Genomic DNA, 21,489 nt, shown 5'->3' with positions numbered 1-21,489 from the left:
ATGATAGACACAGCTGATTTTTTAAGATATAGCAGACAAATGGCTTTGGATAGTATTGGAGTGGAGGGACAACTAATTATCAAAAATGCAAAAGTATTAGTTATTGGCGCGGGTGGACTTGGTTCTCCTATCCTAACCTATTTAGCTACTTGTGGCGTTGGCAACTTGGCAGTAGTTGATTTTGACATAATAGAGGAACACAACCTTCACCGTCAAATCTTATTCACGCCCCAAAATATAGGAGTTGCCAAAACAGCAATAGCAAAACAGCAAATTCACAACCTTAACCCAAACATTGTATTTACTGCTTACAACGAAAAACTAACAATAGAAAATATAGAAAAGTTATTCAGTCTATACGACTACATTATTGATGGCTCTGACAACTTTAAAACTCGTTATTTAGTAAACGATTATTGTGTGAAGTTAAATAAAACCCTTATATACGGAACCATTTTAGGTTTTCAAGGACAATTAGCCGTCTTTAATCACAACAAGAGTAAAAACCTAAGAGATTTGTTTCCGGAACCACCTAATGAAAGTGATGTCCCTAATTGTAGCCTAAACGGTGTGTTAGGAACTTTTCCAGGAGTTATAGGAACAATGATGGCACAAGAAGCCCTAAAAGTAATCATTGGTTTACCACACTTAAACAATCAATTGCTTATCATAGATACCTTACATTGGGAAGTACAGAAACTGAGTTTCTGATTACTTCCTATGGAGGTATTCCATAAACTCTTCTCTGTGTATCTCACGAGCACCTAAACTGTCTAAATGATCATTATACACTTGACAATCTAACAAAGCGTAATCTTCTTCCGCTAACTTTCTTACCAAATTAATAAAGGCAACCTTACTGGCATTTGGCACAAGAGAAAACATACTCTCACCACAAAATATATGTCCTAAATCCATACCATATAATCCTCCCACCAATTGGTCTTCTTGCCAAACCTCAACAGACTTTGCAATCCCCAATTCGTGTAATTTACAATATGACTCTAACATCTCATCCGTAATCCAAGTACCTAATTGTCCTTCGCGTTTTACATTCTGGCAATGCGTAATTACTTCTCGAAAACACGTATTATAAGTAACCTTAAAAATATTTCTATTCAAGATATTTCGCATACTCTTAGAAACGCGTAATTCATCTAAAAACAAGACCATTCTATATTCAGGCGACCACCACGTAATCGGTTCACCATCTTCAAACCAAGGAAAAATACCCGATTTATAAGCTAAAGCAATTCGTTCCACAGACAAATCACCCCCTATAGCAATAATACCAGATTCGTGTGTTTCATCAACAGGAGGAAAAAATAAAGTATTCTCGTCTAAAAGTGCAATCATATAGTTATAAATAAAAAAAATCCCTAAGTAAGAGAACTTAGGGATTAAATTATACTATTAATTAAAATGGTAAATCATCGTGTTCCTCTTCATTATAACTTGAAGCTGGAGGGAATTGATTACCAGAATTATTATTGTTTTGAGCAAATTGGTTATACTGTTGTTGACCACCTTGCTGAAAGTTCTGTTGAGGCATTCCACCACCCTGTTGTTGGTTTTGATTAAAACCACCTTGCTGTTGCGCTTGGTTGAATCCACCTTGTTGGTTTGGTTGAGCAAACTGATTTGTTTGTCCAAACTGAGAACCTTGTTGTTGGTTTTGGTTAAAACCACCTTGTTGTCCTCCGTAAGATTGTTGTTGTTGGAATTGAGGAGCTGCTTCTTGTCCTTGTGTAAAAGGCTCAATTCTCCATCCTTGAATTGTATTGAAGTATCTTGTTTCTCCTTGTGGACTTTGCCACTCTCTTCCTCTCAAATTAATAGATACTCTTACTTCTTGTCCTACTTGATAAGAATCCAATAAACCTACTCTATCTTGAGTAAACTCAATCATAATATGTTGAGGATATTGTTCACTTGTTGTTACAACAACCTCTCTTTTTCTAAAAGATGAGCTGATATCTTGTGTTTGTCCTATTAATCTGATTCTTCCTGTTACTTCCATGTTGATCTTTTTTACCTCGTTATTTAAATGTAACTATTTAGCTAAAATTGTTTTCCAAGCCAAAGGTACATTATTTTCTTCTAAATATATTTTTGCTTTTTTAAATTTCTCGCTTTGATTTCCCTGCTTTACTAATTCCTGAACTTCACCATTTGAAGCTACAAATTCAGCAACCTCTTCATCTGTAGGTATCTGTTCTATATTACCTAAAATACCTAAATCGTTTCCAGAGAAAATCCCACTTTCTACAACCTCTTTAGGCAAGGCATCTACCCCAACTCCTAAAGTTGTCAATGGTTTTTCAACCTCAAACATTCCTTCATTTGCACGCGTGTACCAATTGCTTCCCATACGCGCAACTAAGTCAATCTTATGTTGGTCAATATTTCCATTTTCATCCAACACCTCTTCACTTATGTGCATTTTTAACACCTCACAAATTACAAGGTTTCCAGCTCCTCCTTCATTTCCTAAAGGAATTATCTCCTGTACTGCACATTCAAATTGAACCGGACTCTCTTTAATTCTAAATGGCTTTACAATCTCAGACGGAATCATTGTTAAGCCTGATTTTACAAACTCATTAACCCCATCTTTATATTCTGTACTCGACAAAGAAGTTTGTTGTACCATCTCATAATTTACAACATTTATAACAACTTGCATCGTCGCCTGTACATTAAACAATGTGTGTTTTAAACTATTATCTCTCACCCTTCTTGAAGCCGAAAAAACTAAGATCGGTGGATTTGCACTAAACAAGTTAAAGAAACTAAATGGCGATAAGTTTGGTCGTCCATCTGCATCTACTGTACTTGCCATAGCAATAGGTCTTGGCCCTACAGCAGTTTGTAAATAGCGCTGTAAGTCAACTGTTGATATGTCTTTTGGTGTAATTGTTTTCATCAATAATTAATATTAAGTGCAAAAAGTAAAGTTACAAAAGCTTTTATGAAGGTAAAAATTTTTATTAGCTACTTAACTAAGTATGCAATTCATTTATTTTATTTACTTTTAAATACTGATTACAAATCAACAAAAAATTGACTAGAAAAAAAGAAATATTTCGCTGGACTGTCATTGCAATGGCATTCGTTACCCTATTGGTTATTTTGTGGAATACCTATTCCTTCTTTCAAACTTACAAAGAAGAAGAACGAATAAAAATGAACATCTGGGCAGAAGCATCTAATACCTTAAATGATGCAACCCAATTTGATACTGACTTATCATTACCCCTATTAATCATTACAGAAAACAGTACAATTCCTATCATACAAACAACAGATAAGGATAGTATTTTATCAATGATCAATATTGATGATAAAATTATCAACAGTTCTGAAAAAACAATACGCTTCCTCAAAAAGCTAAAATCACAAAACCCTCCTATTGAAATTAAAGTAGGGAAAAGCACACAATACCTATACTACGGAAACTCGTCTTTACTTACCAAGTTAAAGTACTATCCTATCTCTTTGGTATTAATCTTTTTGTTTTTCACTATCTTATTATTCAACTTCTATCGAAGTAATAAAATAGCCACACAAAACAGGTTATGGACAGGAATGGCAAAAGAAACAGCCCACCAAATAGGTACGCCTCTTTCGTCATTATTAGGCTGGTTAGAAATTATGAGGTTAGACAATGTAGATCCTCAAATAATTGAAGAAATCGAAAAAGACGTCAAGAAATTAGAAATAATTGCCGACCGTTTTTCTAAGATTGGTTCCAAACCACAATTAACCAATATTGATATTGTAGCTGAAACAGAGAAAATATTTTCTTATTTGCGATTAAGAAACTCTAAACAAATCAACTTTACATTTGAAAGTCCACAACACGAAATTCTTATCCCTTTAAATAAAGAATTACACAGCTGGACAATAGAGAACTTAATTAAGAATGCAATTGATGCAATGAAAGGAAAAGGAGGCTTAGATGTCTTAATTCAAGAAAATACAAAACAAGTAAACATCTTTATCAGCGACACAGGAGGAGGTATTCCTAAAAAAATGTTCAACAAAATATTTGAACCTGGTTATACCACCAAAAAAAGAGGTTGGGGATTAGGATTATCACTAACGAAGAGAATCGTTGAAGATTTCCAAAATGGAAAAATAAAAGTATTACACTCAGAAATAGGTAAAGGAACTACCTTCTGTATTACTTATAAAAAATAAAAAGGCTGTCCTATGGGGCAGCCTCTCTTCTATCTTTCTATTAGTCCTATAAATGACTATTAATAGTTTTCGCTATACTTTCAAACTCCTCAGGAGCTAATTTTTCTTTTTTCGTAAAGCGCATATCATCCATTTCCTGTAACGGGATTAAATGAACGTGTACGTGAGGTACTTCAAGACCTACAACTGCTACACCTACTCGTTTACAAGGCACTGCTTTTTCTAAGGCAATAGCAACTTTACGAGAGAACTTCATTAATTCGATATAATGATCTTCTTCCATATCAAAAATCTTATTAATTTCTTTCTTAGGGATACACAATGTATGTCCTTTAGCATTAGGATTAATATCTAAAAATGCTAAAAAATTATCATCTTCTGCAACTTTATAAGCAGGTATCTCTCCACTGATGATCTTTGTAAAAATAGAACTCATAATATCTTATTTTTTAATTAGTCTCTTGAGATTTCTAAAACTTCAAAATTCATAATTCCATTAGGTACTTTAATTTCAGCAACATCCCCAACAGATTTACCTAACAAACCTTTTCCGATAGGTGAAGTTACAGAAATTTTTCCTGCTTTTAAATCAGCTTCACTTTCTGCTACTAACGTGTAAGTTAATTGCATTCCGTTTGTTTGGTTTTTGATCTTAACTTTAGACAATACTAACACTTTAGAGTTGTCTAATTGAGATTCATCTATAAGTCTTGCATTAGATGCTACTTCTTCTAATTTAGCGATTTTAAGTTCTAATAAACCTTGTGCTTCTTTAGCTGCATCATACTCAGCATTCTCCGATAAATCCCCCTTGTCCCTTGCATCAGCAATAGCTTGTGATGCCTTAGGACGCTCAACGCTTTTTAACTGCTCTAACTCGTCTTTTAATTTCTTAAGACCTTCTGCAGTATAATACGAAATCTTACTCATAATTATCTGGTTTATATAAATAGAAAGAATCCCATAAAACGGGATTCTTCCTATAAAATATTTATTATTTTTTTTCGTTTAATCTATATATAAAATCTTGAACTCTATTTGTCAAAGTTAAATAATTAAATTTGTTTTGCAAATACTTTATACCATGAAAAAAGCTTTTCTATTTATTTTCTCTATCCTAATATTGGTTGCTTGTAGTAAAAGCAATAGCAAATACGCTAACCCATATTTACCAAGTCAACCGGTGAATTTTTCAGTATATCTAAACAATCCTGATGCCTTAGAAGTACTAAACCCAGGAGGTGTTTATATAAATTATAATGAAGGAATTATGGGAGTAGCTATTTTTAATGGTGGTGGGCAGTTTTTCGCCTATGATTTAGCCTGTCCTAATCACGCAATTGAGAGACCGTGTTCTCGATTAATGCGCAAAGACAACAAAGGAGTTTATGTAAATTGTAAATGTATTCATCAACACAATGGACAAGAAGCACAATTTAGCTTGATAACTGGACAATCACTAACCCCTGGCATTAATTATCAGCTTAAACCCTATCCTGTTACTAAAAGGGGAGACTATTTAATTGTAAATTATTAGTATAATGCTCGCTATAACATTGGTAATTCCATAATATTATTTTAATTATTTGAAATCGATATCAGATACTACTCTGTTTAAGTAAAGATAGCCTCCTTGCACCTTTATTTGGGTTTTTAAAACTCTATTTCTATACAAAAAAACTCAAGTAACTTCTTACAAAAACATATACTTATACTATGTATTTCAAGTACAATAATCGTTTTATGCGTGTTGCTTGTATTCTTTTTGTATATCATATGTAAAATGCTTGTATATTTTTACATAGAAAGTATACAACGGGTATACATAGAGTATACATACACTATACAAACACACTGTATAAAACCCACAAAAAAAGCCTTTTACTTTCGTAAAAGGCTTTCTGCAACAATGTAGAGCTTACGCTCCTTTTTCGACCCATCACTGCTGTAATCGTAAGTTATTTAATTTACTTTTCAATTTGTTAATCAAAAGATACAAATTAAAATTTAATTGTAAGTCCTGCTAAAATATTAAATTCTGCTTGTGGATAATATCCTGCTCCATCCATCATACTCGTTCCATCATACCCTGTCCAATAATATCCATTAGAAATATACTTCACATTAAAAATATTATTAGCCAATACAGACACTCCGATACTTCTTACCCATCCTTTAATTGGAAACTCATAAGTAGCACTTAAATCATTTACAAAATAAGAATCTAACTTAGAATTCTCTGTTTCAATGTTAGACATAAACTGTTCTCCAACAAACTTAGTCAATAATGAAACACTCATCCCATTTATAGGTAAATAAGTCAATGCGTTTGACGCTACGAAATCAGGAGAAAAAGCAATTGCTGTTGTTCCAAAATTCTTTCTTTCTCCTTCCCAGAAGTACTCAAAATTTTTGTTTTTATTGGAGCTAATTGTTACACTTGGACTCCAATATAACTTATCTAACACTTTTACATTAGCATCAATTTCTATACCTAAACGGTAACTATCTTTAGAGTTTTCTCTAACCGCTGCTCCTACATCGTTCAAATCACCAGTTACAACTAACTGATCTTTGTATTTCATATAGTATGCATTCACGTTAATTGTAGATCCATTTCCATTAAATCTCCACCCTAACTCAAAGTCATCTAAACGTTCTGCTTTAGGCAACACATCCATTTTTCTTTCTTTATAATCCGTACGGTTTGGCTCCCTATTAGCTCTTGCATAAGAAAAATAAACTTGGTTATTCTCATTTGCTTGATACGTTAAACCAGCTTTAGGATTAAAGAAAATAAAGTTTTCATTCAAATCCCCTACCTCAAGGCTCTCTGTTTGATAAGTTACACGTCTATATTGCATATCCCCAAATAAGCTAAACTTATCTGTAAACTGCCAAGTAGCTTTTGTAAAAAAGTTCATATCCGTTTTAACAGCACTATCTCTGTAGTATTCTTGCTTATAACTATGCGCTACAGCTTCTTTAGTCCATAATACTTGACCAAAGTGATCTCCTTCATACTTATTAGCACCTCCACCCATTGAAAGGCTAAAATCATCTGTGTGATAGTTTGTACTAAACACTGCACCATAGAAATGATTATCTAATCCTTTTCTACGAATAAGATCTGTTCTATTCACTTCTTTACCATCAACTACAATAGGTTTGAAGCCATACTCTTTAAACTTTTGTTTTTTCTTATAGTTTTCATAGTACCCATCCCCTTTTGTATAGTGTAATGACACGTTTGAAGTCCAACTATCAGACCAACGCTCACTCCAATGTAATTGGTAATGATTTTGGATATAGTTATCCGTTTCATTGTTGTAAAACTGTACATTACCTTCATCGTCTTTATAATTTCCAGCTGGGTTATAACGACGACCATATTTATCAATATCTGCCTGTTCAACACCATTCCACGCTTGGTAAGTTTTTTGTTTTCCACCGAAAACAATTGCTTTAACCAAAGACGAATTACCTACATAAACTCCTTGTAAATAGTATGATTTCATTTTTGATTCAGCACGATCTATGTATCCATCTGAATGCATATCAGATAAACGACCAGCGATTTCAAATTTGTTATTCATCAACCCAGTGCTGAATTTCACAGTTGATTTTCTGGTGTTATAACTACCAAAAGAGTTTGAAATTTCTCCATTTGCATCGTGAGAATAGTCATCTGTTTTTAGATTTAAACTCGCTCCAAAAGCCGCAGAACCATTTGTAGATGTTCCTACCCCTCTTTGCAATTGTAAACTTTGAACAGAAGATGTAAAGTCAGGCATATTAACCCAGAAAGAACCTTGAGATTCACCATCATTATACGGTATTCCGTTTAAAGTTACATTTACCCTTGTAGCATCAGAACCACGAACTCTAAAACTTGAATATCCCACACCATTTCCTGCATCTGTAGTAGTAACAACAGAAGGCATATATCCCATCATAGACGGAATATCTTGTCCTAAGTTACGAGCAGCTAAATTTTTCTTTGATAAATTGCTATATGCAATAGGTGTTTTGTCGTCAATCTTAACAGCAGATAAAACAATTTCATCCAACGAAGTATGGTGGATTGAATCATTAACTTGTTTTTCTTGGGCTAAAGAAGACATTTGTGCACTAACACACAAGGTAAGAGCTAATAAAGGATTAGTTAGTTTTTTTTTCATTCGTAAAAAATACTTTCACAAATAAAAGGGGCAATTATTTAATAGATTAATAATTACACTTATTCCATAGCAACCGTTGAACAACGATTACTTTACTCCCTTGGCAGCATTACCCGCCCAGGTTCTATGGGTATGATCTCAGCCGTACGGCACCCCTTTGAGATTTATTTTGCAAAGGTAATAATAAATCTCATATTGTAGTTATAACTGAAATAGATTTAGTTATCTATCCTTTTTACTAAAAATTCGGTCTCTTTCTAAGTGCTTTTTTCAACGACATTTGTTGTTTATTGTCTTTTCTCTTTAAGATAGCACGTCTTGGAACTTTTGTTTCACGTCTCGGTTTCTCAATCTTTAAGCCCAATGCCAAAAGCAGGAAAAAACGTTCTATAACAATCTCTTTATTTTTAATCTGACTACGCGTACTATCGGCATCCATAACCAACAAGCCATCTTTCGATATTCTATTGCTAAAACGTTCTAAAAACAACGTTTTCTCATCTTCTGAAAGACCTTCTGAAGCACTGAAATTCCAAGAAAGCACAACCTTTGAAGACACTTTGTTGACGTGTTGTCCACCAGCACCTCCACTGCGCACTGCTTTAAAATCTAATTCTCTTTCTATTATTTCTTTATTCATTTTCTGCTTTTAAAATTTTATACCACGATATATAAGCCATAATCGCCAATATGGTAAAGATAGCGAATTGCACTGCCAATATTCCTAACCCTCTATAAGCATACAAAGGAATAGATATAATATCAGCAAAAATCCACAAAGTCCAGTTCTCTATTTTCTTTAGTGCCATATAGTACATCCCAGTAAAGAAAACTCCTGATGTAAAAATATCGATATAGTTCTCTGGCATAATCTCATTTCCAGCTACTTTATAAACGCCGAAGATTACGAAAAGAGTAACCACAAAAATGAGAAAACCGTATAACTTTTCTTTGTTATTTGTTCTACTAATTTTAAGCGAATCTTCTCCCCCTTTGCCACGCGACCAATTATACCAACCATAGATACTCATAATTGAATAGTAACCATTGAGTACCATATCTCCTAAATACCCCGCTTTATATAATAAATAAACGGTAATAACTGTTGCTATTAATCCTGTAGGAAAGACAAGTATATTTTCTTTTCCTGCATACCAAACACTAAAAATTCCGAAGAAAAAAACGATAATCTCTAATACGATTTGCAATGTAGTGGCATCTTTATAAGCGCCAAAGAAAAATTCGAACATAAGAAAATGATTTAATAAAAAACCGCGTATCCAAAAGGAACGCGGTTCAAAAGTATAATTTATTAACTACAATTAGTTATTTCTACTCATTAATATTCTTAAGATATACCAGAATAAAAGCATTAAAGAAGCAAATAAAGACAACGCAGCTGGAACATATTGATCAGCAGCATACTCGTTTTTAATTTGCCAAGTTGAATATAAAATTGATCCTGATGCTAAAGCTACCATCGCTAAAGAGAACCATAAACCTAAATTAAATCCAAATATCATTCCTGCAATCATAGTACCTAATGCAAGGAAAAAACCGATCGTTAAGATAGAACGCAAGAATGAGAAATTAGCATTAGAACCAAATACTACACCTGTTAATCCACCAAATAACGCTAAAGTTAAAATACCTGCTTGAACGATTAAAGAACCGTCATTAGTCATTTGCATTGCAACGTAAAGAATCGGAACAAAAATAAATGCTTCTGCCAATACATAAAGTGCAAAACCAGCATATTGTTTCGGTTTGTTCACTGTTTCATTAGCTAATTTTTGAGCATACCAAGTAACCCCCATAAAAGCTCCTAAAACAATAAGCCAAGAGAATCTACCCATACCCATTAATTGAAACATTCCTTCTACAACAATAGGCGTATTTAATAATACTGTTTCGAAAACGATAAATGCTAAAACACCTATTGCAAGGTTTGCATACGTCTTCTTATAAAACTGTGCTTTTACAGCTTCTGACTCGTGAGCAACTGCCACGTAATTAAAGTTATTTTCCATATCCATCTATATATTTTCACTCCAAAAATACAATTTTAGAGTTATAAACAAACTATTATTCTATTTTTCAAAAGCATAGACTAATAAAAAATCTTCTAAGTCAACACTTTCAAAACTAAATTGTTTATTGAACGCTTTAGCATTCACCTCACAAATACTTTGCCTAACATCGACAGACATATGATCTTTAAAACTTAAACTACGAGAGTCACACATTTTAAACATAGCCTCTTTTGCACACCAAATTGTTGTTAATTCGAGAATATCATTATCGCTTTCCTCAACAGCTGCTAACTCATTTAAACTACAAAACTTAGCTGCAATACGCTTAATCTTCTCTCTTTTCATTTCTATGTCAATACCTACATTTTCATTACTTATAATAATCGTAGCATATTGAAATGAATGCGAAATAGAAATACACTTCTTATCTGTTAGATAAGGTTTGCCATTAGTATCATATAGCAACTCACTATCGCTATATCCAGCAACTTTAAGTAATTGTCTAATGCTTAAAAATCCTTGTTTGTGAACCTCAGATTTCATACTGCTTAAACGAGTACTACTTGCCTCTCGCAAGTTTACTCCAGCAAGTAGTTCTTCAACAGATTCTTCAATCCTCCAAAGATAAACAATAGCATTTCCTGTATCTGTAACCTTTAATAATGGCATTCTTTTGCTTTAATAAATGAGATTCAAAGATACTACAATACAAGACAAAAAAAAGAGCCGCTATCGCGGCTCTTTTAAAATTTATTTGATAATAACTCTGTTAGTACCAACTTGTGCTACATAAGTAGTTCCATCTTTAACAAATTCCGAAACTGAAGTTCCATCTTCGAATTCGATAGCTGGACTAATAACAATTCCATCTTTTCTAAACCCGATTCCAATACCACCAGTACCATTTACAGATTCTGTTTGATCAGCATTTAAAACCCAAGCCCATCTTGTATTTCTGTCAAATTGGAAACTAAATGTAGTTTCTTCACCATTTTCAACTAATACTAAATTTCTCTTTACATTCAATGCATTCTTAGTATCGTAATGGAATTTAATATCTTCCCAATCGCTCTCTTGAGCTCTTTCGAATTTAACATTCACACCACTTCTAACTGTAATGAAATCTAAATCAAGTCCATTTTTAGCATTAAACAAGAACTCAAAGTCTCCTTCAAAACCTTTTCCTTTTTTACCAGGTGCGATTTGATTATTTCCTAACATATGAATATGGTTAGGAGTATTAAACATCAAGCTTACAGTAGTACTCCATCCGATTTTATACTCACTTTCTATAACTTTCAAACCATTATAGCTTTGATAATCAAAATCACTAATCATTTCAACGTTAGTAGCATCTTTAAATTTCATTAAGTGCGTATAACCACCGAATTTTTGATCATTCGTAAAGTAGGTAGCTTTCCATCCGAACTCGCTTGATAAAAGATCGTTTGTTAAATCTTTTTTTCTATTCTCAAAACGTTCAGTTGGATTTTCATCAAACTTACTTTCAAAGTTATCACTACTACAAGAAGCAAACATAGCTATTGCTCCAAAAGCAATAAAAGCTTTTAATATATTTTTTCTCATCTCTAACTTTTATTTTTTGTTAACAGCTTTCTCTGTATTTGCAGTTGTTAAGTTACAAAGCTCATAAAAATCAATTCCGAATGCTTCTTTGTAATATTTAACTACGAAAGCCTCCTTTTGTTGAATCTTAGCTTTTCCTTCTGGATATGGATTATCTTTCACCAATTTGTTATAAGCATTGATATCCTTTAACATCCAAGAAGCTTGTTCTGCAAAATCCTCAGTAGCATTAGAACGAGCGTAAGTAGAAATAAATCCTAACTTAAATGCTTCTGGTAATTTACCATTTTGCCAGTCACCTCTATATGCACCACTAATCTTACCATATTCTCCTTCATCAAAAGGAATAGCTTGGTTTAAAATGTGAACATATTCGTGTTGAATAGTATGAATAAATTCTTCAACTTCTGCTTTATTCTTAGTATCTAAATAATTCATTGAGAATAAAGAAATTCTTACACCTTGCTCAGCTAACCCTAAAGTTACAGTATTAGTTGTGTTAGCATTTACTGACCCAACCATTACCAATTCTCTTGGTGCAGTTTTCTTAACAAACATTTCCCCAGCAATTTCTTTGTAACTATCTAACCAAATAGTCTTAATTACTTCAAGAGCTGGTTGTACTTTATTTACTTCAATCGGAGTTAAAAAACGTGCTTGGTCAACTTTATATGGATCCCATTTATAAAAAACAGCCATATTGTATGGATAAGTGTAGTTATCATCAATCCATGTATCCAACGCATTTTTTTGTTCAGGAGTAGTATCTAATCTTGAATCCCCTAAACTATCTTCTTGAGAACATGCTGTTAAACCGAACATAGCAGTTAAACAACATAAACTTACAAATCTTACAATTTTCTTCATAGTCAAATTAGTTTCTTGGGTTATCTGGTATTCCAGCAGCTGTTACGTGTAGAGGTAAAGGTAATTGACGTCTTGGGTCATCTTTTCCTAATACTAACTTCTCTCCTGAAACAAATTCATGTGTTACAACAATATTGAAACGCTTAACATCGAACCATCTTTGTCCTTCTTGAATAAACTCTCTACGTTTTGCTTCTAAAATAGCATTCATAACAATAGCTTGTTCATTTGTCATTTCAAAGGCAGGTGTTAAATAACCTTCTTCAGCAGGATATAATGCTTTCAATTTAGCAATATCAACTTTCTTATCAGAAGAAGCAACATATCCTTCAGTACGAGCTGCTAAAAAGAAGTTCAATCCGTCAACAGCTTCTTGAACTCTATTAGTCATTACTAAAGCTTCTAATCTATTAAGATAAACCTCATCGTTACTCAATAATACAAAGTTAACGAAAGGTAACCCAGTTCCAGCAGATGGATCATCTAATCTAAAGTACTCTCCTAATTTAGGATAAACCATAGTTTTTTGACCATTGAAAGAACCAGAATCATATAACCACCATTTTTTCCATGGATTTTTATCTTGTCCCATAATGATTTCTTCGTCAGCACCTGTTAACCAGAAGCGAGAATATCTATTATAACGGTTATAAGAAGAAACAGCAGTAGTTAACAATAAGTTAGTTCTAACAGATGGTCTACTATACTGTTGGAATTTAGCATTTAAGTTAATTGCATTAAATTCCGCATAATCTCTAATAAAAGCACTTGGATTAGCAGCTAAATATTCTGAATGTTCTAAAACCTTCTCAAAATTCCCCATAGTTAGATAGAAACGAGATGCAAATGCATGTCCTGCTGTTCTATTAAAGTGAAATTTCGGTTGTTTATAATTATCCGTTAATAATGGAAGACCTTCTAATAAATCCTTTTCAATATTTGCATAAACTTCTTGAACAGTACCTCTTGAATACTCTTGAATTAATTTACGCTCTGGTTTATTTACGTATGGAATACCAACATCTGAAGCAGCTGTAGCTGGATTATAAGCTTTAGACCATAATTGAACTAACATATGGTGTGCATAAGCTCTCGCCATTAATGCTTCACCTCTTAATGCGTTTAATTTACCGTCATCATTACCAAGCTTATCAATAGCATCTAACGCCTCGTTTGCAGCAGCAATAGCTTTATAACAACCATCCCAATAAGCAGAAGGTGAATCTTGAGATATTCTCTCTTCTAACTCCCATTTAAATTCTGATAAATGATAGTCAATTGTCATTGTTTCATCTCCACAATCCCAAACGTTATCAGACATTAACTCTGTAAATGAAGGATAACCATACTGAGGATAAGCAGTAACTAAAAGCTCTCCAATTTTTACAGAAGAGTCTAACTGAGTTCTGTTATCTGGAATCTCAGATAAGAAATCACTACATGATGTAAAACTTGCAGCTAATATTAAGCTTGCAATTAATATTTTAACTCTTTTCATAATCTATAATTTAGAATCCTACATTTAAAGTTAAAGTGTATTGCGTAGTTACTGGCATTGCAACACCACCACTTCTAAAGAACTCAGGATCTTGTCCATTTAATTTCTTGTCAGCATAAATCAACCAAGGGTTACTTGCTGTAGCTCTAACTGAGAAATTAGATAATTTCAATTGTTTCTTTAACAAATCAGGGAACTCGTAGCTTAAAGAAACATCTTTTAATCTTACGAAACCACCATCAACAATACGTGCATCAGAATAGTTATACGTATTATAAGCTTTACTAATATTTGAGCTACCGTAGTTAGCAATCTGCCAAGCAGAAGCAATAGTAGGAATATCAGTTATGTGCTCATCACCAGGATTAATCCATCTATTTTGGAAAGATTTAGTGAATACATCTAAGTCTGTATAATTTCCTTTGAAATCTGGGTTTAATCTAATTTTGTTACCACCTGAAGCCACAATGAAAACATTTAATGACCAGTTTTTGTAACTAAAAGTATTTGTAATACCTAAAGATTTGTTAGGCTCAACAGATCCTTCATATTTTAAGTATCCTGTGATATCGTTTCTATCTTGGAAGTTAGCTCCAAACACGTTATTAGTAACACCATCAGCTAAAACGAAAGTAGGAAGACCTTCTCCGTTTAATCCTGTAAATTGGTAAGAATAAATACTGTTTCTTGCTCTTCCAACTACATTACCTCCTGTAGGACCAACTAAATCAATAACTCTCGAAATATTCTGAAGTCTTGTAATTTCTTGATCGTAGTAAGAAGCATTAATAGTAGTAGTCCAGTTAAAATCAGGAGTACTAATATTTCTTGTAGTTAAAGCTACCTCAATACCTTTAGTAGTCATATCTGCATTATTACCTAATTTAGATCTTTGTCCACCAATACCACTTGTTGTTACAACATCAATTAAGTCAAACGCTTTTCTTTGATAAGCATCAACTACTAATTGAACTCTATTATTCCATAAACCTAAGTCAAATCCAACGTTTAATTCGTGTTGTTTTTCCCAAGTTAAATCACCGTTTTGTAAATCTTCGATTTCTAATCCTGGCTCTCTTTCTCCAGTAAATTGTCTATCAGTAATCATACTTTTGTAAATAGCTAAAGAGTTAGTAGCAGGACCTGCAGTAGCAGTTAATCCGTAAGAACCTCTGAAGCTTAAGTTACTGATTGTTTCATTATCCAATAAGAATTTCTCTTGTTTAGCATTCCATTTTCCAGAAACAGTCCAAGTTGGTAACCAACGAGAAGCATTACTATCTCCTTGTCTGTTAGAACCATCATAACGTCCAGTTAAAGACAAGATATATCTGTTATCATAGATATAAGAAGCTTTACCAAAGAAACCTACAGTTCTTTCACGCTCTTCATCAAACTCATAATAAGTTCCACCATCAGAAATAATTTTTTCTAATAGACGAGGGTCAGTATAAGGAACATATCCTTTATTAAATTGTAATCCGAAAGCACTTAAATAGTCATAATTTCTATCTACTGAACGCATTTCAGTACCAACAAATGCTTCTAATTCGTGTTTATCAGCGAAAACATCTTTATAGCTAATACTGTTTCTTACGTTATAAGCTAATAAGTTATTGTTGTGACGGTATCTGATACCACCTTCTGGTAAAACAGGAACTTTAATTCCATCAGGATCGTTTGGATCTTGATATAAGAAAATATTTTGTTTGTTAACGATAGTTGTTTCGTTTGCATTATAAGCACCAACCACGTTAGATCCTTCATAAATATTGTGGTCACGTTTTGACATTGCATAACGTACAGACGCACTACCATTATAAGTTAACTTAGGTAAAATTTTATATTCAGCATCAATTTGAGCTTTAATATCTTTAACGTTCATATCGATTTCGTTATTTTCTAACTCATTCAATACGTTAAAAGGAGCCCAGTTCATACGGTAATACTCGTAGTTACCACTTCCATCATAAGCACGTAAAGTTCTTGATGTATTTAAAGCATAGCTAAATGGGTTGATATCAAAGTCTCTTGAAGTACCACCATTAACTACGTCAGTTTTACTACTGTAACTTCCTGGCGCTTTTTGATCACGGTTAGAGAAGTTAACACCAAATGATAAATTAAATTTATCTGTAACGAAGAAAGTATTTTTTGTATTAATAGTTAATCTACGTACTTGGTCAGCAATAGTCCATCCTGGATCAGTGTAGTATCCAATAGATGTAAAGTATGCATTGTTTTTACCACCTCCAGAGAAGCTTAAAGTATGGTTTTGAGTAATACTTGGTCTAAATAACTCTTTGAACCAGTTTGTATTAGCCATTTCATACGGCTGTAAAAACTTATTTTTATCAGAATTAAAGTTACTTACAACAAATGATCCATCAGGATTAACTTGTCCCATAGAACGAGCTAATAAGTTGTAAACTCCACCATATCTATTTTGAACAACATCTGGATACTCTAACAATCCTTTTCCTGACATCTCTTGTAAAATAGACATATTTTCTTGAGAGTTTAAAATATCATATTGTGCATAACTTGGCACAGTACGAATAGCATTTTCCATAGTATAGTTAATTCTCATTGGAGAATCTTTGATACCAGATTTAGTTGTAATAACAACAACACCATTCATTGCACGAGAACCGTAGATAGAAGTAGCAGAAGCATCTTTTAAGATTTCGATACTAACAACATCATTACTGTTCAATCCTGCAATAGCAGAACTTAATAAAGTTTCAGAGTTTCCAGAAGCTAAGTCTTGGAAAGAAACGTTTACGATATCCTCTTGAACAACACCATCAATAACCCATAATGGTTTAGTGTCTCCAAGAATTGATGATGAACCACGAACAGTGATTTTAGGAGCAGAACCAAAAGTACCAGTAACGTTTTGTACTGAAACCCCTGCAGCTTTACCTTCAATCATTCTACTTACGTCAGCTACACCATCTACTTTCAATTCTTTTTCAGAAATAGTACTTACCGCTCCTGTGAAAGTTCTTTTAGAAAGCTTTTCATAACCTGTAGTAATAACAACTTCATCAATCATTTCTGTAGCCTCAGCTAAAGATACGTTAACAATAGATTGCGCTCCTACCTTTTTTTCAACAGTGTTGAATCCCATGAATTCAAAAACTAATACAGTTTCATTACTCTTAACTTTAATAGAGTAATTACCGTCTAAATCAGTTTGAACTCCTTCTTTTGTGCCTTTAATAAACACAGTCGCACCTGGTAATGACATACCGTCATCTGCAGCTACAACTTTACCTTTAATTTCTTTATTTTGAGCATATACGCTACCACTTATAGTAAGCGTCATAAACATCAAAAAGAAATGAAGTAGAAATTTCCTCATACTTATTAACTATTTATTATTTTATCGTTAACAAATAACTAACAAAAATTCCACAAAGTCAACCTTGATTTAAGTTTTTATAAAATATTATTTAACAAAGATATAACTACTACTTTATTCATCATTTAGGCTTTTTTACAGAAAAAAACGCATTAAAATATATAAAAATAACACAATCAATAATTAGCATAAAAAAAGCCACGTTTGTTTAAACGTGGCTTTAACAACATATATTGTTTTATTTAACCTAATGAAAGTTAACTTTTACTTTTGATTTCTTAACAAATCACGGATCTCAGATAACAACTCCTCTTGTGACGGTCCTTTTGGCTCTTCAACAGCAGGAGCAGCTTCTTCTTCTTTCTTTTTAGTTAATTTCTCTTCTGCTTCTCTTAATTTATTTATCCCTTTAACAAGCATAAATACAACTAAAGCTAATAATAAGAAACTAATCACTTCAGTAATGAAATTACCATAAGCAAAAACTACAGCTCCTTCTACAGCTTTAGCATCTGCCAATGCAGCTCCTTCTGTAACAGTACCTTTTAACACTGTATACATATTTGAAAAATCTGGTGTACCAATTACAGCAGATACAAGCGGCATAATTACATCGTTTACAGCACTGGTAACAATTTTACCAAATGCACCACCGATAATTACCCCAACTGCAAGGTCCATTACATTACCCTTGACAGCGAATTCTTTAAATTCTTTTACAAATCCCATAGTCTTCTTTTTTTTTAGTATTGAGTTTAAGTGAGCAAAAATAGTACAAATTTACTCTTCATAAAAAATTCTTTTCACACGTTGTGCTACACTTGTCAATATTTCATACGGAATAGTGTTAATTCTATTCGCAATTAGTGTAACTGGTAAATCTTGTCCGAAAATAATTACCTCATCCTCTTCTACACAATCAATTGCGGTAACATCAACCATTAACATATCCATACATATTGAGCCAGCAATTGGTGCTTGCTGTCCATTAATTAACACATATCCTACTCCATTTCCCCAAGAACGATGTACGCCGTCTGCATACCCAATAGGTACTGTTGCAATCTTCGTTTTTCCAACCGCTCTAAAGCGACGTCCGTACCCAACACTTTCTGCATCTTCAATTTCTTTTATCTGCATAATACGTGTTTTCAATGTGCTTACATTATGTAATTGTTTCATCTCCTCTTCATCATTCCCTACACCATATAAGCCAATTCCAACGCGAACCATTTCCATTTGATACGCTGAAAAATTATAAACTCCAGACGTATTCAAAATATGACGTATAGGTTGTATATCAAGACTACTCGTTAAGTAATCTGCATTTTTGGTAAACATATTAATCTGATCCAAAGTAAATTCACGATACTCTGGCATATCACTTGACGATAAATGTGAGAAAATCGACTTAACTTCTACAACATTTGTAGTCTTTAGCAATTCTACTAACTCTTGAAGTTCATTGGTTAAAAAACCGTGTCTATGCATTCCAGTGTCTAACTTAATGTGAATTGGATATTGATAACAGTTGCGCTCACGAGCTACTTTTAGAAAAGCGTTCAATTCTCTGACAGAATAAACCTCTGGTTCTAAATCATACGCAATCATAGCAGAAAACGCACTTATCTCAGGGTTCATTACAATAATTTTAGTATTAACACCTGCTTTACGTAAATCAATACCCTCATCCGCAAATGCCACTCCTAAATAGTCAACGTTCTCGTGTGCTAATAATTTTGCTATCTCAAAACTACCATTACCATATCCAAACGCCTTAACCATAACCATAATCTTAGTCTTACTTTCTAATTTAGAACGGTAGAAGTTCAAATTATGTCGTATGGCATTTAAGTTCACCTCTAAAACTGTCTCGTGCGTTTTTGTTTCCAAGGTAGTAACTATCTTATCAAAGCGAAATGCTCTTGCTCCCTTGATTAAAATTGTCTCATCTGAAAAATCTTCAACAGACATTTTTTGAAGAAACTCTTCTGTTGTTTTAAATAAGTAAGTATTTGGAATACCATATAAGTACTCTGTTATATGATTCCCAATTCCTATTAAGCGTGTAATATTATTATTAAGGAGTAACGAACGAACTAAATCATACAATTCAGCTTCTTCAAAACCACTTCTAAACACATCTGATAGAATAACAGTTTTAGACTTATTTATCTTGTGTTTCTCTAAAAAGTCAAGGGCAATTACTAACGACTGATAATCGGCATTATAAGCATCATCAATTAAAGTACAATTATTCAATCCGTCTTTTAACTGCAATCGCAATTCAACTGGATATAATAATTCTATGCGATGCTTAATTATTTCAGTCGAATAATTCATTAATAGCATCGTAGTGATACAGGTAAGAATATTGCGAACAGAAGCATTATCTGAAAAAGGTAAATTAACTTCAAAAGCAGATTTAGCATTTGGAGTAACTATTAACGTATCATTCTGCAAAGACGCAAAAACTTGTGCTTCTTTATTGTCAAAACTCCAACAATACAACTTGTCTTTTGGTAAGAAAGAGGTAATGCGAATATCGTCTTCACAAACGATGTTATCAACATTTGTAAACAACTTAATCTTTTCTTGAATTTTTTGTTCTACACTCTCAAACCCTTCGCTGTGTTCTTCAGTAATAGCAGTAAACACACCTATTGTAGGTTTAACTATTGGCTCTAATCGTTCCATCTCACCGATAGTCGAAATACCAACTTCAAATATTCCAAGATTGTGTTTCTCCTCAATTCCAAAAACAGAAAGAGGAACTCCCGTTTGAGAATTATAACTCTTCGGACTCTTTATAACAGAGAACTCTTCATTTAGTAAAAAGTTCAACCATTCTTTCACTACAGTCTTTCCTTTACTTCCTGTTATTCCAATTACAGGTAAATTAAAATGACTGCGATGAAAATTAGCTGCTTTTTGGAAAGCAGCTAATGTATTCTTTACTTTAAAATAAACGACACCAGAAGTTTCATTAGGTAGATTATCTTCTGATACCACAAAATACTTAACTCCTTTTGTGATTAACTCATTTATATATATGTGCCCATTGTGGTTCTTTCCTTGCAAAGCAAAAAATAACGTATGCTCATCATTTAACAAAGACCTACTATCAACAGAGATATTTGTAATAGTCAAATTATCTTGGGCATTCTCTCCCAAAACCTCTGCTCCTAAAAACGTACAAAAAGCATTCGTATCAATATTCATTACTATTTTTTATTTCAAAAAATTCTACTTGCAAAAGTAAAGAGAGTTTCAATTAAACGACTTTTAAAAGGCGTAATATTTACAACTAAAGGTTACACTTAATATAAGCCCATCCTTGTTCTTGCTTTTCAATTATATCAACTAATCCTGATGGTACAAAAGCTACTCCTTCAATAATATCATCTTCCGATATCATTCTTGCATTCATCGTATTTTGACACGCATAGAACTTTATCCCCTTTTGCATAACTATTCTCAATCCTTCTCCAACCATCGTTTTACTTTTTCGCACCATACCAATTCCAGGTCCGTGTACAACAACGTGAATTACTACATCATCTGCCCAGTGATTTTTCACATTTGTGATATACGTAATCAAAGCATTTTGCTCAATTATATTATCTGTGTTTAATTGAAAAACTACTTTGTGATTAGCTTCTTTCATAATCTTCTCTTTTAAATTTATGATTTAATTTTTGGTTTTATAAAGCTATGAAAAACCTCACTAATAGTACCACTTATTGCCAAATA

At 33.0% G+C, this 21,489-nt stretch carries 20 protein-coding genes; 3 read left to right on the top strand and 17 right to left on the bottom strand.

Features of this window, described 5'->3' with window-relative positions:
- Entirely contained in the window at window positions 1-711 is a 711-nt protein-coding gene (locus AABL81_RS06025; RefSeq protein ID WP_445929825.1) for a HesA/MoeB/ThiF family protein, read from the top strand.
- Here the strand turns inward: AABL81_RS06025 and aat are convergent, their stop codons facing one another.
- The 3 genes from aat to AABL81_RS06010 all read right to left on the bottom strand — a co-directional run bounded on the left by aat (window position 712) and on the right by AABL81_RS06010 (window position 2,926).
- Window positions 712-1,356: a leucyl/phenylalanyl-tRNA--protein transferase gene (aat, locus tag AABL81_RS06020; RefSeq protein ID WP_341340570.1), complete on the bottom strand. Its 645-nt coding sequence runs from the start codon at window positions 1,354-1,356 to the stop codon at window positions 712-714.
- A 61-nt stretch (window positions 1,357-1,417) separates the two neighbouring features.
- Entirely contained in the window at window positions 1,418-2,020 is a 603-nt protein-coding gene (locus AABL81_RS06015) for a DUF3127 domain-containing protein (protein WP_341340569.1), read from the bottom strand.
- A 33-nt stretch (window positions 2,021-2,053) separates the two neighbouring features.
- Window positions 2,054-2,926, bottom strand: a complete 873-nt coding sequence (locus AABL81_RS06010) for a flavin reductase family protein (protein WP_341340568.1) — start codon at window positions 2,924-2,926, stop codon at window positions 2,054-2,056.
- A 137-nt stretch (window positions 2,927-3,063) separates the two neighbouring features.
- Here AABL81_RS06010 and AABL81_RS06005 point away from each other — a divergent pair, with 137 nt between their 5' ends.
- On the top strand, window positions 3,064-4,203 hold the full coding sequence (locus tag AABL81_RS06005; protein WP_158209977.1) for a sensor histidine kinase: 1,140 nt from the start codon (window positions 3,064-3,066) through the stop codon (window positions 4,201-4,203).
- Between the two features lie 46 nt (window positions 4,204-4,249).
- On the opposite strand, the gene AABL81_RS06000 is transcribed toward AABL81_RS06005, so the two are convergent.
- On the bottom strand, window positions 4,250-4,639 hold the full coding sequence (locus AABL81_RS06000) for an HIT family protein (RefSeq protein WP_158209976.1): 390 nt from the start codon (window positions 4,637-4,639) through the stop codon (window positions 4,250-4,252).
- Window positions 4,640-4,656: 17 nt separating this feature from the next.
- On the bottom strand, window positions 4,657-5,133 hold the full coding sequence (gene greA, locus AABL81_RS05995) for a transcription elongation factor GreA (RefSeq protein WP_158209975.1): 477 nt from the start codon (window positions 5,131-5,133) through the stop codon (window positions 4,657-4,659).
- 154 nt (window positions 5,134-5,287) lie between these two features.
- On the opposite strand from greA, the gene AABL81_RS05990 reads away from it, so the two are divergent.
- Window positions 5,288-5,740, top strand: a complete 453-nt coding sequence (locus tag AABL81_RS05990; RefSeq protein WP_341340567.1) for a Rieske (2Fe-2S) protein — start codon at window positions 5,288-5,290, stop codon at window positions 5,738-5,740.
- A 463-nt stretch (window positions 5,741-6,203) separates the two neighbouring features.
- Here AABL81_RS05990 and AABL81_RS05985 read toward each other — a convergent pair whose 3' ends face one another.
- The 12 genes from AABL81_RS05985 to AABL81_RS05930 form a co-directional block, all read right to left on the bottom strand.
- A complete protein-coding gene (locus AABL81_RS05985; RefSeq protein ID WP_158209973.1) occupies window positions 6,204-8,384 on the bottom strand; it encodes a TonB-dependent receptor in 2,181 nt (726 codons plus the stop codon).
- A 238-nt stretch (window positions 8,385-8,622) separates the two neighbouring features.
- Window positions 8,623-9,024: an alternative ribosome rescue aminoacyl-tRNA hydrolase ArfB gene (gene arfB / locus AABL81_RS05980; RefSeq protein WP_341340566.1), complete on the bottom strand. Its 402-nt coding sequence runs from the start codon at window positions 9,022-9,024 to the stop codon at window positions 8,623-8,625.
- Complete coding sequence (gene pnuC / locus AABL81_RS05975) at window positions 9,017-9,634, bottom strand: nicotinamide riboside transporter PnuC (RefSeq protein ID WP_158209971.1); 618 nt, start codon at window positions 9,632-9,634, stop codon at window positions 9,017-9,019. The genes arfB and pnuC overlap by 8 nt, the downstream gene beginning before the upstream one ends.
- A 72-nt stretch (window positions 9,635-9,706) precedes the next feature.
- On the bottom strand, window positions 9,707-10,414 hold the full coding sequence (locus AABL81_RS05970; protein ID WP_158209970.1) for a Bax inhibitor-1/YccA family protein: 708 nt from the start codon (window positions 10,412-10,414) through the stop codon (window positions 9,707-9,709).
- A 60-nt stretch (window positions 10,415-10,474) separates the two neighbouring features.
- On the bottom strand, window positions 10,475-11,086 hold the full coding sequence (locus AABL81_RS05965) for a 4'-phosphopantetheinyl transferase family protein (RefSeq protein WP_158209969.1): 612 nt from the start codon (window positions 11,084-11,086) through the stop codon (window positions 10,475-10,477).
- An 81-nt stretch (window positions 11,087-11,167) separates the two neighbouring features.
- Window positions 11,168-12,004: a DUF4302 domain-containing protein gene (locus AABL81_RS05960; RefSeq protein ID WP_158209968.1), complete on the bottom strand. Its 837-nt coding sequence runs from the start codon at window positions 12,002-12,004 to the stop codon at window positions 11,168-11,170.
- A 9-nt stretch (window positions 12,005-12,013) separates the two neighbouring features.
- The gene (locus tag AABL81_RS05955) at window positions 12,014-12,871 is read right to left on the bottom strand and encodes a substrate import-associated zinc metallohydrolase lipoprotein (protein WP_158209967.1); all 858 of its coding nucleotides are present in this window, start codon (window positions 12,869-12,871) and stop codon (window positions 12,014-12,016) included.
- A gap of 7 nt (window positions 12,872-12,878) precedes the next feature.
- Window positions 12,879-14,369 (bottom strand): RagB/SusD family nutrient uptake outer membrane protein, encoded by a 1,491-nt coding sequence (locus AABL81_RS05950; RefSeq protein ID WP_341340565.1) that lies wholly within the window; start codon window positions 14,367-14,369, stop codon window positions 12,879-12,881.
- Window positions 14,370-14,379: 10 nt separating this feature from the next.
- Entirely contained in the window at window positions 14,380-17,736 is a 3,357-nt protein-coding gene (locus tag AABL81_RS05945) for a SusC/RagA family TonB-linked outer membrane protein (protein ID WP_341340564.1), read from the bottom strand.
- 264 nt (window positions 17,737-18,000) lie between these two features.
- Window positions 18,001-18,465 carry a large conductance mechanosensitive channel protein MscL gene (gene mscL, locus AABL81_RS05940; RefSeq protein ID WP_158209964.1) on the bottom strand — a complete coding sequence of 155 codons (465 nt, stop codon included), beginning with the start codon at window positions 18,463-18,465 and terminating at the stop codon, window positions 18,001-18,003.
- Window positions 18,466-18,516: 51 nt separating this feature from the next.
- The gene (locus AABL81_RS05935) at window positions 18,517-20,958 is read right to left on the bottom strand and encodes a bifunctional UDP-N-acetylmuramoyl-tripeptide:D-alanyl-D-alanine ligase/alanine racemase (RefSeq protein WP_341340563.1); all 2,442 of its coding nucleotides are present in this window, start codon (window positions 20,956-20,958) and stop codon (window positions 18,517-18,519) included.
- Window positions 20,959-21,043: 85 nt separating this feature from the next.
- Window positions 21,044-21,403 (bottom strand): DsrE family protein, encoded by a 360-nt coding sequence (locus AABL81_RS05930; RefSeq protein WP_158209962.1) that lies wholly within the window; start codon window positions 21,401-21,403, stop codon window positions 21,044-21,046.
- Window positions 21,404-21,489: the final 86 nt, after the last annotated feature.

The sequence above is a fragment of the Myroides sp. C1519 genome, from assembly GCF_038039755.1.
GTDB classification, from domain to species: domain Bacteria; phylum Bacteroidota; class Bacteroidia; order Flavobacteriales; family Flavobacteriaceae; genus Flavobacterium; species Flavobacterium phaeum_A.
The sequence above is the reverse complement of the archived record's forward strand: the minus strand, read 5'-3'. Positions and strand labels throughout refer to the sequence as shown.